The sequence below is a fragment of the Caldimonas manganoxidans ATCC BAA-369 genome, from assembly GCF_000381125.1.
Lineage (GTDB): Bacteria > Pseudomonadota > Gammaproteobacteria > Burkholderiales > Burkholderiaceae_C > Caldimonas > Caldimonas manganoxidans.
The window spans coordinates 64,280-78,158 of record NZ_KB905933.1 but is presented as its reverse complement, the minus strand read 5'-3'; the positions used below and the strand labels follow the sequence as shown (position 1 = coordinate 78,158).

The 13,879-nt window shown below is 65.4% G+C and carries 13 protein-coding genes; 4 read left to right on the top strand and 9 right to left on the bottom strand.

What is annotated here, in order from left to right:
- Window position 1: 1 nt before the first annotated feature.
- The 6 genes from F615_RS17755 to apbC form a co-directional block, all read right to left on the bottom strand.
- Window positions 2-919 (bottom strand): UDP-2,3-diacylglucosamine diphosphatase, encoded by a 918-nt coding sequence (locus F615_RS17755; RefSeq protein ID WP_083932392.1) that lies wholly within the window; start codon window positions 917-919, stop codon window positions 2-4.
- A 67-nt stretch (window positions 920-986) separates the two neighbouring features.
- Window positions 987-1,610 carry a TorD/DmsD family molecular chaperone gene (locus tag F615_RS0104320; protein ID WP_019559948.1) on the bottom strand — a complete coding sequence of 208 codons (624 nt, stop codon included), beginning with the start codon at window positions 1,608-1,610 and terminating at the stop codon, window positions 987-989.
- Window positions 1,607-3,736, bottom strand: a complete 2,130-nt coding sequence (locus F615_RS0104315; protein ID WP_245558316.1) for a 4Fe-4S binding protein — start codon at window positions 3,734-3,736, stop codon at window positions 1,607-1,609. The genes F615_RS0104320 and F615_RS0104315 overlap by 4 nt, the downstream gene beginning before the upstream one ends.
- Window positions 3,651-4,298, bottom strand: coding sequence for a DUF3306 domain-containing protein (locus F615_RS17750; RefSeq protein WP_019559946.1), 648 nt, complete (start codon window positions 4,296-4,298; stop codon window positions 3,651-3,653). The genes F615_RS0104315 and F615_RS17750 overlap by 86 nt, the downstream gene beginning before the upstream one ends.
- Window positions 4,291-4,803 (bottom strand): DUF3305 domain-containing protein, encoded by a 513-nt coding sequence (locus tag F615_RS0104305; protein ID WP_019559945.1) that lies wholly within the window; start codon window positions 4,801-4,803, stop codon window positions 4,291-4,293. Before F615_RS0104305 ends, F615_RS17750 begins: the two co-directional genes overlap by 8 nt.
- A gap of 12 nt (window positions 4,804-4,815) precedes the next feature.
- A complete protein-coding gene (gene apbC, locus F615_RS0104300; protein ID WP_019559944.1) occupies window positions 4,816-5,907 on the bottom strand; it encodes an iron-sulfur cluster carrier protein ApbC in 1,092 nt (363 codons plus the stop codon).
- A gap of 148 nt (window positions 5,908-6,055) precedes the next feature.
- Between apbC and metG the strand changes: the two genes are divergently transcribed.
- On the top strand, window positions 6,056-8,119 hold the full coding sequence (gene metG, locus F615_RS0104295) for a methionine--tRNA ligase (protein ID WP_019559943.1): 2,064 nt from the start codon (window positions 6,056-6,058) through the stop codon (window positions 8,117-8,119).
- 18 nt (window positions 8,120-8,137) lie between these two features.
- Here the strand turns inward: metG and lolA are convergent, their stop codons facing one another.
- From lolA to F615_RS0104280, 3 genes are all read right to left on the bottom strand, one after another.
- Window positions 8,138-8,749, bottom strand: a complete 612-nt coding sequence (gene lolA, locus F615_RS0104290; RefSeq protein WP_019559942.1) for an outer membrane lipoprotein periplasmic chaperone LolA — start codon at window positions 8,747-8,749, stop codon at window positions 8,138-8,140.
- The gene (locus F615_RS0104285) at window positions 8,749-11,007 is read right to left on the bottom strand and encodes a DNA translocase FtsK (RefSeq protein WP_019559941.1); all 2,259 of its coding nucleotides are present in this window, start codon (window positions 11,005-11,007) and stop codon (window positions 8,749-8,751) included. Before F615_RS0104285 ends, lolA begins: the two co-directional genes overlap by 1 nt.
- 243 nt (window positions 11,008-11,250) lie before the next feature.
- Entirely contained in the window at window positions 11,251-11,919 is a 669-nt protein-coding gene (locus tag F615_RS0104280; protein WP_026330005.1) for a Crp/Fnr family transcriptional regulator, read from the bottom strand.
- 267 nt (window positions 11,920-12,186) lie between these two features.
- On the opposite strand from F615_RS0104280, the gene trxB reads away from it, so the two are divergent.
- The 3 genes from trxB to rpmG all read left to right on the top strand — a co-directional run bounded on the left by trxB (window position 12,187) and on the right by rpmG (window position 13,867).
- Entirely contained in the window at window positions 12,187-13,146 is a 960-nt protein-coding gene (gene trxB, locus F615_RS0104275; protein WP_019559939.1) for a thioredoxin-disulfide reductase, read from the top strand.
- Between the two features lie 282 nt (window positions 13,147-13,428).
- Window positions 13,429-13,662, top strand: coding sequence for a 50S ribosomal protein L28 (gene rpmB / locus F615_RS0104265; protein ID WP_026330004.1), 234 nt, complete (start codon window positions 13,429-13,431; stop codon window positions 13,660-13,662).
- A 34-nt stretch (window positions 13,663-13,696) separates the two neighbouring features.
- Entirely contained in the window at window positions 13,697-13,867 is a 171-nt protein-coding gene (rpmG, locus tag F615_RS0104260; protein WP_019559936.1) for a 50S ribosomal protein L33, read from the top strand.
- Window positions 13,868-13,879 lie beyond the last annotated feature (12 nt).

Genomic DNA, 13,879 nt, shown 5'->3' with positions numbered 1-13,879 from the left:
CTCACACCAGCGTCGGCGACACACCCGCTGCCACGGCCGAGTCTGGGCGCTGCCGAGCACGCATGCGCGCGGCCCAATCGACGATCTCCAAGCGGCCGTCGGCATGCTCCACCACGGCCGTGAGGCTCTCGACCCAGTCGCCATCGTTGGCATAGAGCACCCCGTCGATGTCGCGCAGCTCGGCATGATGGATGTGTCCACACACCACCCCGTCCACGCCACGCTTGCGCGCCTCACGGGCCAGCGCGTCCTCGAAGTCACTGACATAGCTCACGGCCCGCTTGACCTTGAATTTGAGGTACTTCGACAACGACCAGTACGGCAGCCCCAGCCGGGCGCGCATGCTGTTGAGATGGCGGTTGAGTCGCAGCGTGAACTCATACAGCGAATCGCCCACGTGAGCGAGCCACTTGGCGCACTGAATGACTCCATCGAAAAGGTCGCCATGCGTGATCCACAGGCGCCGACCGTCCGCGGTGACGTGCACCCAATCCTGCACGACCTCCACACCGCCGAAGTTGTGCTCGGCGTAGCGGCGAGCGAACTCGTCATGGTTGCCGGGAATGTAGATCACTCGCGTGCCTTTGCGGGCCTTGCGCAGCAGCTTTTGAACCACATCATTGTGGGCTTGCGGCCAGTACCACTGGCGACGCAGCTGCCAGCCATCGATGATGTCGCCCACCAGAAACAGCGTCTCGCACTCCACGGCGCGCAAAAAGTCCAGCAAGGCCGTGGCCTGGCACCCCGGGGTGCCCAGATGGAGGTCCGAAATGAAGACCGTGCGCACATTCAATGAGCCGTCATCCTGCGGCTTCGCAGGAGCAGGTGCCGGCGAGTGCGCCCTACGGACTTCGGGCGCTTCGACCGCCGCTGGCGCAGCCTGCGGCTGGAAAAACTCGGTGGGCGGGATCCATCGCATGAGCCCACATCGTGAGGCCCCCGCGTGACGTCACGGCGTCAGGTCCGTGACACGCCGATGACCCGCCTCACTCGATCAGGTCGAACCCCTGCGTCTCCACCTGCATGAAGGCGCGCGTCAAGTCGGCCACGGCACGGTAGACCCGGGCCCGCGGGTGCGCGGCCAACGCATCGCACAGGGACTCCACCCAGGGTTGCACATGGGCGCGGAAGAAACGCCGTTGCTGCTCCAGGTTGCACACCGCCGCATCGTCTGCAACGATCAGATAGCGCATCACCTCGAACACGTAAGCCACGTGGTCCTCGGTCTCGCCGCGGGTCTCGTCACGGGTCAGCCCCAAGGCCGCCAGGTCCTGCCGCAGCGCCGCCAGTGGCTTTTCGTTGAGAAAGCCAGCCAAGTAATACGAGCCATACAGGAAGACCTCGGGCTTGCCCACACCTTGGAACAGCGCATCGTATTCCTCGGCCACTTCCGCCGGCGTGGACTCGCGCAACGTGGCCACCAGCGCCTCCCAGGGAGGCTGCAGGAACGCCCCCTCCACCGACGCGTCCGTCACCGCCACGGCAAACTGCCGCAACAACGCCTCATCCGGGGCCGCCATGAACAGCCGCGCCAGCAGCCCGTACATCTCGGCACGCGCCAACTCTTCGGCATCGCCGGCAGCAGCAAAGGCCATCACCGTGGTGTTCATAGGTCGGTGATCCTCACTTCATCAGGCTGGCTGTACAAATCGATGACGCGGCAATCGCCACACATGCGCAAGCGCTCCAAGACCGGGCCCTGGAAAGCCGCATGGCCGGCCAGCTTGCCGATCATCAATTCCACCGCTTTGAGCGTGCCAAACGGCTTGCCACAGCGCACACAGCGATAGGGTTCCACCTCGTGCAGCACCCGGGCCTGTTTGCGAGCCTTGCCGCCGTCGGCCAGCCACAAGCGCGGCTGCAACGTGATCGCCCCCTCGGGACAGGTGGTCTCGCACAAGCCGCACTGCACGCAGTGCTTCTCGATGAAGCTGAGCTGGGGCCGTTCGGGGTTGTCGACCAAGGCGCCCTCGGGGCAGGCGCCCACGCAGCTCAGGCACAACGTGCACTTGTCCGTATCCAGCACCACGGTGCCAAACGGCGCGCCCGCTCGCGGCAGGGCGATCTCGTCCACCGGTTGCGGAGCCTGGGCCAGCAGATGATCGAGCGCCAAGTCCAGCGTGACCCGCTTGTCCGCCTGGGTGGCAAAAGTCGCCGGCTGCCGCACCGAGCGCCCGGCCGGCGCTCGCAGGGCTCGATCCAGCGCGGCCAGGTCGTGCGCGTCGCGGGCTTCGATCAGCGCCACCGGCGTGCCGTCGAAGCCCAAGCCCTTCAGAATGGCGTTGGCCAGCGCCGCCTGCGCCGCCAGCGCTTCCCGGTATTCAGGCGCTTCCTCGTCGGTCAGCAGCACCCACACCTGGGCCGCTCCATACGCCACGGCCGCCAACCACAGATCCAGCCCCACGCTGGCGGTGTGCCACAGCGCCACCGGCAGCACCCGGGCCGGCACGCCGTGCAGCGCCGGATCGACCCGCGCAGCGCGGCCCAGGTCCTCCACCAGCCGCGCGCCAGCCCCCTCACTGTGCAGCAACAGCGCCGGATGGCGGCCACCGGCCTTCAAATACGTCGAAATCAGCGTGCGCAGGCGGCGGCCCTGATCCACCGTGTCGGGATAGGCATAGGCCAGCGCGCCGCTGGGACACACCGTGGTGCAAGCCCCGCACCCCACGCATAGGTGCGGCTCGACGAAAATGCCTCCGCCGTCATGCAACTCGGAGCGGATGGCCCGGGCCGAGCACACCTCCACGCAAGCTTGGCAGCCGAGCTTCTCGTTGCGGCTGTGGGCGCACAACTTGCGCTTGTAGTGGAAAAACTTGGGCTTTTCGAACTCGCCCACCCAGTCTTTCAAGGTCAGCACGGCCTGCCACAGCCGCGCCGGGTCGGGCCCGGCATGCACATAACCTTGCGGCGGCTGGTGCATCGCCAGCCAGGGGCGATCGCCCAAGTCGAGCACCAGATCGAAGGTCTCGGTGACCGTGGTCGCCTCGCGCTGAAAGTCGATCGCCCCTGCGGCCTCGCACACACGCACACAGTCCCGATGCGCGCGGCAACGCTCCATGTCCACCTGGTAGCTGAAGTCGATGGCCCCTTCTGGACAGGCTGAGATGCAAGCATTGCACCGCGTGCATAAATCCAGATCGATCGGATTGTCCGTCGTCCAACTCGCCTCGAAGGCGCCCAGCCAGCCACGCAGCCCGGTGAGCCGACCGGCATGCACCACGTACTGGCGACGCTGCGGCCAGCCCTCGCCCCGCCCTTGCACCAAGACCGTGACCTCCAGCGCATCGGCCAGCAGCGCCGCGGCGCGCTGCGCGGCCTGCGCAGGCCCCACCACGAGGCACCGACCCGCACTGCGGTAGCTCACCGTGGGCACGGGCGCCGGGTCGGGCAACTGCGCCGCTGCGATCAAGGCGGCCAGCTTCGGTGTGGCCTGCGCCGCATCGCCAGACCATCCCGCGGTCTCGCGGATGTTGACGAAGCGAATCGGCCGCTCGGCCACCGGCAACGCGCCCTCGGTGGCCTCGTTCAGTTCCAGGAAAAGCCGGCTTTCCTGCGTGCAGGCCACCAACAATTCCTCGCCGCTGCGGGCGGCTCGCTGAAAGGCCGCCGCCTCGCGCCGGCACAGCACCGTGTGGGCCGACAAGTCGGCTTCAATGCCCGCCTGGCTCAGCGCCCTCTTCAGGGCCGCTTCGTCCAGCGGCATCGTGCGATTGCAACTGCAAATCAAGGTTTTCATCGTGGGGGGGCTCACGGCCCGCATCGACGGCAGGCTCTGACATGGCCTCGGACCCACACTGTGACACGTTGCCGCCGTCGGCACCATCGGGCTTTGCCTTGGAACCCTGCGGCCACGTGCGCTCATCGCGCCACAGCCCCAAGGCTTGCGCCTGCACCAGACGGCGCAGCACGGCCTGCGGCACCGGGGTGAACTGGGTGTAGTCCTCGATGTAGACATCCAGCCCGTCCATCCGGTTGAAATGCGGGTCGGCGAAAAGCTTTTTCAGCGCCGCATGCCGGACCGTCTGATCGACATCGGCAGCCATGAAGCGAGACACGTCCGCCCCCGGCTGCAGCCGCAGCGCCTCCTCCAGCGTGGGCGGCGCAGACTCCGGCACCGCCTCAGGCGCACGGGGCTCGGGCGCACGGGGCTCGAGTGCATTGGGCTCGGGAACGGCGGCCGCTGGCGGCGCCGGCAGCGGCACGGCGGTGCGCGCCGGCAGCGGCCGCTCGTCCGATGGCGCCTGGCCGGCCTGGGCCTTGCGCCGCGACCAGCGCGCGAAAAAACCTTCTTCAGCCATCGTGCGCCCCCGGTTCACGCCGGCTCGGCCCCAGAAAAGACACCGGACGCTGACGCTTCTTGGGCTCGGGCCGGTAATGCTCGTCGGTATAGGCTTGCAACCAGGCCGCCACCTCGGGCGGCAGGGGCACGCCATCGACGCGCTCTTGCGCGTCGAGCCAGCGGCCCGCCTCGTTGTATGACAGGCTCACCGCCGCAGGGCAGGCTTGCGAAGCATCGTCCGCGTGCAAGCGCCACATCACGAACCACATCGGCTGGCCCGAACTGAGGTTCAGATGGTAGCCCTCTGCCTCGTCGCGGAACAACTCGACCACGAAGCCCGGATGGAGCCAACGCGCCCAGCGCCCATCATCGACCAACAGACGCGCAGCCTGCCCAAAACCAGGTTGCTGGGGCACGACCTCGACCACGCGGAAACGCCAGTCCTCCCAGACATTGGGCGCACGCTCGCGCTCCATCACCACGGCCACCTCCAGGCGATGGGTTTGCAGCGCGGATGAGGTCATGCGCAGCTCCGCTCAGGTGTGCTTCGAAATGGCGATCGTCGGGAACTTGGACGAGTAGTCCTTGGCCTTCTCGGCGATTTTCACGGCCACCTTGCGCGCCATCTCCAGGTACAAACGCGCAATCTCGCCATCGGGCTCGCTGACCACGGTGGGACGGCCCGCGTCGGCCTGCTCCCGGATCGACAGGTTCAGCGGCAAAGCCCCCAGGTAGTCCACGCCGTATTGCTCGGCCATCTTGCGACCGCCATCGGCCCCGAAAATGTGCTCGGTGTGGCCGCAGTGGGGGCACACATGCACCGCCATGTTCTCGACGATGCCCAGGATGGGCACGCCCACCTTCTCGAACATCTTCAAGCCCTTGCGGGCATCGAGCAGCGCGATGTCCTGCGGCGTGGTGACGATCACCGCACCGGTCAGCGGCACGCGCTGACTGAGCGTGAGCTGAATGTCCCCGGTGCCCGGCGGCATGTCCACCACCAGGTAATCGAGATCGCGCCAGTTCGTCTGACGCAGCAGCTGGTCCAGGGCCTGGGTGGCCATCGGGCCGCGCCAAATCATCGGGTTGTCCGGCTCGATCAAGAAGCCGATGGACATCACCTGGACGCCGTAGTTCTCCAGGGGCTCCATGGTCTGGCCATCCAAGCTCTCGGGACGCCCCTGGATGCCCATCATCATGGGCTGGCTGGGGCCGTAAATGTCGGCATCCAAAATGCCCACGCTGGCGCCCTCGCTGGCCAGCGCCAGCGCCAGGTTGACGGTGGTCGTGCTCTTGCCCACCCCCCCCTTGCCCGAGGCCACCGCGATGACGTTCTTCACCTTGGGCAGCAATTGCACGCCGCGCTGCACCGCATGGGCGATGATCCGGCTCGTGATGTTGGCGCTGACGTTTTCGACACCGGGCACCGTGCGGGCCGCGGCGATGAGCTGCTTGCGCAAGCTGGGCACCCAGCTGCGGGCCGGATAGCCCAACTCCAGGTCGAAACTCACCTCCCCCCCGTCGATGCGCAGGTTCTTCAAGGCTTTGGTGCTGACGAAGTCACGCCCCGTATGGGGATCGACGACGGTCTTGAGGGCTTGGAGCAGCGCTTGTTCGGTAGGAGCCATGAAAAATCGGAACGCGAGAAACGGACTTCGACCCAGTCTAGCGCAGGGCTGCGGACCTGAGGGCCACAGGGACACGCCAAGCGCCACGGCGGCCTAGAATCCGGGGTTTTCCCCCAGTTGCGTTCGCACGCCGCGGCGCCAAGCCACGATGACACGCCAGATTTTCGTCACCACTGCCCTGCCTTACGCCAACGGCAAGTTTCACATCGGCCACATCATGGAATACATCCAGGCCGACATCTGGGTGCGCTTCCAGCGCATGCAGGGCCACCAGGTGTACTTCGTCGGTGCCGACGACGCCCATGGCGCGCCGATCATGATCGCCGCTGAGAAAGCGGGCAAGACGCCCCAAGCCTTCGTGGCCGAAATCGCCGCCGGCCGCAAGCAATACCTCGACGGCTTTCATCTCAGCTTCGACCACTGGCATTGCACCGACAGCCCCGAGAACACCGAGCTGGCCCAAGACATCTACCGGGCGCTGCGCAAGAACGGCCTGATCTACACCCGCGAGATCGAGCAGTTCTACGACCCGGTGAAAAACATGTTCCTGCCCGACCGCTACATCAAGGGCGAATGCCCCAAATGCGGCGCGAAGGACCAGTATGGCGACTCCTGCGAAGTGTGCGGCGCGGTCTATACGCCCACCGAGCTGAAGAATCCCTACTCCACGCTGACCGGCGCCACGCCGGTCATGAAGACCAGCGAGCACCACTTCTTCCAGCTGTCCTCGCAGCGCTGCATCGAGTTTCTGCAGCAATGGACGCAAGACGGCAAGCTGCAGCCCGAAGTGGCCAACAAAGTCAAGGAATGGTTCACCACCGACGAACACGGCCACGGCGGCCTGTCGGACTGGGACATCTCGCGAGATGCCCCCTACTTCGGCATCGAAATTCCCGATGCGCCGGGCAAGTATTTTTATGTCTGGCTCGACGCGCCGGTGGGCTACTTGGCCTCGCTCAAGAGCTACTTTGATCAAGGCGGGCCCAAGGCCAAGTACGGTGAGTCCCGCTCATTCGAGGCGTTCATCGCCGACCCCCAAGTGGAGCAGTACCACTTCATCGGCAAGGACATCACCTACTTCCACACGCTGTTCTGGCCGGCGATGCTGCATTTCAGTGGCCGCAAAACGCCCACCAACGTCTTCGTGCACGGCTTCATCACCGTCAGCGGCGAAAAGATGAGCAAGAGCCGCGGCACCGGCATCGACCCGCTGAAGTACCTGTCGCTGGGGATGAACCCCGAATGGCTGCGCTACTACATCGCGGCCAAGCTCAATGCGCGCGTGGAAGACGTGGACTTCAATCCCGAGGACTTCGTGGCGCGGGTCAACAGCGACCTGGTGGGTAAATACATCAACATTGCCAGTCGCGCCGCGGGCTTCATCGCCAAGCGTTTCGCTGGACGGCTCACCGCCGACCTCAGCGCCGATGGGCAAGCACTGCTGCAGGGCTTGAGGGACGGCCGCGCAGGCATTGCCCGCTTGTACGAGGAGCGCGAGTTCGGCAAAGCCTTGCGCGACATCATGCTGCTGGCCGATCGCGTCAACGAATACGTCGATCAGAACAAGCCCTGGGAGCTGGCCAAGCAAGCCGGCACGGACCAGCGCCTGCACGAAGTCTGCACCGTGTGCATCGAGGCGTTCCGTCTGCTCACCATTTATCTCAAGCCCGTGTTGCCGGCCTTGGCCGCGCGGGTCGAAGCCTTCCTCAAGATCCAGCCACTGCAATGGAGCGACGCCCAACACGGGCTCGGCGCCCACACGATCGGTACCTATGAGCACCTGATGCAGCGTGTCGATCCGAAGCTGCTCGACGCCCTGTTCGAACCGCCCGCCCCCGACACGCCCAAGCCCGGCGGAGAGGCCATTGCCCCCACCATCGGCATCGAAGACTTCGCCAAGATCGACCTGCGCATCGCCAAAATCGTGGCCTGCGAGCCGGTGGACGGTTCCGACAAGTTGCTGCGCCTGACGCTCGATGTGGGCGAAGGCAGAACACGCAATGTCTTCAGCGGCATCAAATCGGCCTACCGACCGGAAGACCTGGTGGGCAAGCTCACCGTGATGGTGGCCAACCTCGCCCCGCGCAAGATGAAGTTCGGCATCAGTGAAGGCATGGTGCTGGCCGCCTCCCATGCCGACGAAAAGGCCCATCCCGGCATCTATGTGCTGGAGCCTTGGCCGGGCGCACAGCCCGGCATGCGCGTGCGCTAAGCCGGCTCTGGGCCCGCGCTACTGTTCCAGCACATCCGCCCCAGGCGGCGGCGTGAAACGGAAACGCTCGGGCGCAAGGTGCACGTTGGCCTCGAATTGGCGCATCGACAGCACCGAGACCTGGCCGAAGCCATCGACGATCTCCAGCGCTGCCAGCTCCTTGCCCCTGAAGCCCACCCGCACGGCCTGGAAGGCGCTGTCGCGCGCCTTGGGCACGGCTTCGACCCACTGCAGGCCGTCGCGATCGGGCAAGCCCTTGAGGGTGAACTCTCGGTCCAGCGGGCCACCGGCCAGCAAGGCCGCCGGCGTGGCGCCCACGGCCTCGCTCATCGCGCGCACCGTGACTTGGTTCAAATCGGGGTCGTACAGCCAGACCTTCTGGCCGTCGGCCACGATGGTCTGCGCCATCGGCGGCGCATAGTCGAAGCGGAAGCGGTTGGGCCGCACGAACTCGAAGCGGCCTTCGCTGCTGCGCTTGCGTGTCCCCTCGGGGGAACTCACCGTCTGCGTGAACACCGCCCGGGCGCTTTTGACCTCTTGCACGAACTGGCGCAGGCTGCCAAGCGCATCGGCCCAGGCGGGCCCCGCCAGCATGGCACCCAGCAGCAGCATCAGGATGGATCGATTCATCATTCGTCGCGGGCAGCCGGCACGAGAACGTCTCGACTGCCATTGGTGGCCATGCTCGATACGAGGCCCGCGCGCTCCATTTGTTCCAGCAAACGGGCCGCGCGGTTGTATCCGATGCGCAAATGTCGTTGAACCAAGGAAATCGAAGCCCGACGGTGCTGCAGCACCACGGCCACGGCCTGGTCATACATCGGGTCGGCCTCCGCGTCGGCACCGCCAACGACCCCGGCCTCGCCAGCGCCAGCGCCCTCGCCGTCGAGCACCCCGCCTTCGAGAATGCCCTCGACATAGTTGGGCTGTCCTTGGGTTTTGAGGTACTCCACCACCCGATGCACCTCCTCATCACTGACGAAAGCGCCATGCACACGCACCGGCAACCCAGTGCCTGGCGCCAAATACAGCATGTCGCCTTGCCCCAGCAGGGTCTCGGCCCCCATCTGATCGAGGATGGTGCGGCTGTCGATCTTGCTGCTGACCTGGAACGCGATGCGGGTCGGAATATTGGCCTTGATCAGCCCGGTGATGACGTCCACGCTGGGCCGCTGCGTGGCCAAGATGAGGTGGATGCCCGCCGCCCGCGCTTTTTGCGCCAGGCGTGCGATCAGTTCCTCGATCTTCTTGCCCACCACCATCATCAGGTCGGCCAACTCGTCGATGATGACCACGATGTAGGGCATGCGCTCCAGCGGCTCGGGAGCGTCCGGGGTGAGGCTGAAGGGATTGGGGATCTTCTCGCCACGCTCGGCACTTTCGGCGATCTTCTTGTTGTAGCCGGCCAGATTGCGCACCCCCAGCTTGCTCATCAGCTTGTAGCGGCGCTCCATCTCGCCCACGCACCAGTTCAGCGCATTGGCCGCTTGCTTCATGTCCGTCACCACAGGCGCCAGCAAGTGCGGAATGCCCTCGTACATGGCCATCTCCAGCATCTTGGGGTCGATGAGCAGGAGCCGCACGTCGCGGGCTTCGGCCTTGTACAGCAGCGACAGGATCATCGCGTTGATCCCGACCGACTTGCCCGAGCCGGTGGTGCCAGCCACCAGCAGGTGGGGCATCTTGGCCAGATCGGCCACCACCGGCCCGCCGACGATGTCCTTGCCCAAGCCAAGCGTGAGCACAGACTGCGCATCGTTGTAAGCCTGCGAGCCCAGGATCTCGGCCAAGCGGATGCTCTGGCGACGGGCATTGGGCAGTTCGAGGGCCATCAGGTTCTTGCCGGGAATGGTTTCGACCACCCTGATGCTCACCAGACTGAGCGAACGCGCCAAATCCTTGGCCAGATTGACGATTTGTGAGCCCTTGACGCCCGTGGCCGGCTCGATTTCATAGCGCGTGATCACGGGGCCGGGCGAAGCCACGACCACCCGCACCTCGACGCCGAAGTCTTTCAACTTCTTTTCGATCAGGCGCGAGGTCATCTCCAAGGTCTCGGGCGAGACCGTCTCCTGCCGACCGGTGTCGGCATCGAGCAGATCCACCTGCGGCAAGCGGGTGTCGGTCAGTTCGTTGAACAGCGGCTTTTGGCGCTCTTTGGCCACACGGGCCGACTTGGGCAGCTCGGGCACCGGGGTCTCGATCAAGATCGGCGCATGCTCGACCAAGACCTGACGCTCGACCTGCACATCGGCCTCGCGCTCGCGCATGGCGCGCTCACCCAGGCGTCGGTCCTCTTTGCGCTCGCGCGCCTCCTCCCGCCGCATCCGCCACCCATCGATCCAGCCGCCCAGCCGCTCGGCCACTTGCAACCAGGAAAAGCGGAAGGCCATCGAGAAACCGGCCACCAACAGCGCGATCCAGAACACCCCGGAGCCCACGAAGCCCAACAGCTTCATGCTGGCCGTGCCCAGCGCGTAGCCCAACACGCCCCCGGCATGGCCGGGCAGGTGCGGCTCCAGGGCGTACAGCCGCGTCCACTCCAGACTCGCGCTGGATGCCAGCAGCACGACCACGCCCCCCCAAAACAGCCAAGCCGGTCCGGCCGGCTCGGCCGAGGGCGCGGCCGGGAGTTCTTGGCCGCTGCGCAGCCAACGCGCCAGCGCACCCAGCCAGGCGCGCACGGCCACGATCACCAGCCACCAGGCGGAAAACCCGAAAAAGTAGTACAGCAGATCCGACACCCAAGCGCCCAACACCCCTGCCTGGTTGCGCAAAGGACGACCATCCCCCGAGGTCGACCAGGCCGCATCGCCGGCCGAATGCGTCAACAAAGCCAGCAGCAGCAAGGCCAGCCCCATGCCGCCCAGCAACACCCCCAGCTGCATACGCCATCGGGGAGCCGGGGACGCAGGCGCAGGCGCTGCCTGACGCGACACACGCTTGTAGGTCGAAGACGCAGGCCGGGCGGAGGCGTCGGCGGCGTCGGAAGCGTCACTGCCTAGAGAACCAAGAGGAAAAGCCATGCGCGGATTGTGAATCAAGCCGACGCCCTCGCGCGCATCCCACCCGGGCGGTGCAACGAATGCTCACCGTCGGGCCGCTCCCCGGCGGCATGGCCTGCGGCGCGCTCACGCCGTCACCAACGGCTCCCTGATGATGACCGAGCCATCGGGCTGGGTTTCGACGTAATGGCGCTCCTCCAGATCCTTCATCACGCGACTGACCATCTCGCGCGAAGCGCCAACGATCTTGGCCAGATCCTGACGCGAGACCTTGTTACGGATGAGCAGCGTCCCGCCGCTCTCCTCGGCCATGTCGAGCAAGGTGCGCGCCACCCGACCATACACGTCCAACAGCGCCAACGACTCGATCTGGCGGTCGGCCGCGCGCAGCCGGGCCACCAAACCGCGCATGATCGCATAGGACAAGCTGGAGTTCTCGGGCAAACAGCGGGCGAACTCGGCCCGCCCCAGCACCAGCACATCGGTCTGGACCTCGGCGCGCACCGTGGCCGAATGCGGCTCGTTGTCGATCAGGCTCATCTCGCCCACGTAGTCGCCCGGATGCAGCATGGCCAAAATGACCTCCCGTCCGCGCGAGTCGGCCGTCAGCACGCGGGCGCGGCCGGTGAGCAAGATGAACAGCGCATTGGACTTGCGCCCCTGCTCGACGATGATCTCACCGCGACGGAAGCGCCGTTTGACGATGCCTTCGGCCACCTGTTCCGCTTGGGCATGCGTGAGCATCGAAAACAGCGGGACGCGACGAATCAGATCGAGGTTGGACAGCATTGCCATGGAAAACCCCCTTCGTTCGTTTCGGTCAGCATCGATCAGGATTGCCACGCATCAAACCCCGACGGCGCATCGGCAAGAGCGCTTTCCTACAATGCCGTCTTGCAGTGAAACCGGCGGGCCTCATCTGTGACAGCAGCGGATTGCCGGGATCAGTGTGAGTTATCGCACAACCGCAACTCTAACTGAAGCACTGACTTTCACGGAGAGCCGCGCCAGCGCAAGGCGCGCGAACACCGCCCAACCGTTCCTTCTCGCATCGCCATCGTCATGAGTACCCCTCCCAAGCACGCCCGGGTTCTGATCCTGGGATCCGGCCCGGCCGGATACACCGCCGCCATCTATGCGGCACGCGCCAACCTCCAACCTTTGCTGATCACCGGTCTGGCCCAGGGCGGCCAGCTCATGACCACCACCGACGTGGACAACTGGCCCGCCGACGTGCATGGTGTGCAAGGCCCCGAGCTGATGCAGCGCTTCCAGCAGCATGCCGAGCGCTTCAAGACCGAGATCGTCTTCGATCACATCCATACGGCCGACCTGTCGCGGCGGCCGTTCACGCTCACCGGCGACAACGGCAGCTACACCTGTGATGCGTTGATCATTGCCACCGGCGCGTCGGCCAAGTACCTGGGGCTGCCCTCGGAGCAGGCCTTCATGGGGCGTGGGGTCAGCGGCTGCGCCACCTGCGATGGCTTCTTTTACCGCGACCAACCGGTATGCGTGGTCGGCGGCGGCAACACGGCCGTCGAGGAGGCCCTGTACCTGTCAAACATCGCCAGCAAGGTGCACCTGATCCACCGCCGCGACAAATTCCGCGCCGAAGCCATCATGGTGGACAAGCTGATGGACAAAGTGGCCACCGGCAAGATCGAGCTGCACCTGTTCCATACCCTCGACGAGGTGCTGGGCGATGCCAGTGGCGTGACCGGCGTGCGCCTGAAGCACACCCAAGACGGCAGCACCAAGGAGCTGGCGGTCCAGGGCTGTTTCATCGCCATCGGCCACCAGCCCAACACCGACATCTTCAAGGGACAGCTCGAAATGAAGGATGGCTACATCCTCACCCGCAGCGGCTTGGACGGCATGGCCACGATGACCAGCGTGCCCGGCGTGTTCGCCGCCGGCGACGTGCAAGACCACGTCTACCGTCAGGCCATCACCAGCGCCGGGACTGGCTGCATGGCGGCCCTGGATGCCCAGCGCTTCCTGGAGCAAAACCCCCGCTGAAGCCCTCTGGCGCCGCCCTGCCCGGGGGCGGCTGGCCACTCGGCTGCGTTATGGCTATAATGGCCGTCTTTGCCGAAAATGGCCTTGCGAAAATGGCCTTGGATGGCGAGTGTTGCGCCGAATGGTTGCTTGGCCGCTTGCATGCCTGCAGCGGCATGCAAACATGGGTCGGCAGGCAGTCCAAGGTCTTCGAAGGGTCTTCGAAGGGCAGCCACTAGGGGAGAAGTCGCCCCGCACTCGTGGTTGCCGCGTCGTGAACCGAGATTGAAACGGAGAAGCGTCATGGCACGCGTCTGTCAAGTTACGGGCAAGGGCCCGATGGTGGGTCACAACGTGTCCCACGCCAACAACAAAACGAAGCGTCGATTCCTGCCCAACCTGCAGTACCGCCGCTTTTGGCTCGAATCCGAGAACCGCTGGGTGCGTCTGCGCGTGAGCAACGCCGCGTTGCGCCTGATCGACAAGGTTGGCATCGACCAAGTGGTGGCCGACCTGCGCGCCAAGGGCGAGCTCTGATCCCCTACCCCTGCCTCACTGAGGAGAACGCACCATGGCCAACAAAGGCGGACGCGAAAAGATCAAGCTGGAATCCACGGCCGGCACGGGTCATTTCTACACCACCACCAAGAACAAGAAGACCACGCCTGAAAAGCTGGAATTCATCAAGTTCGACCCCAAGGCGCGCAAGCACGTCGCCTACAAGGAAGCCAAGCTGAAGTAAACCCGAGGGCGG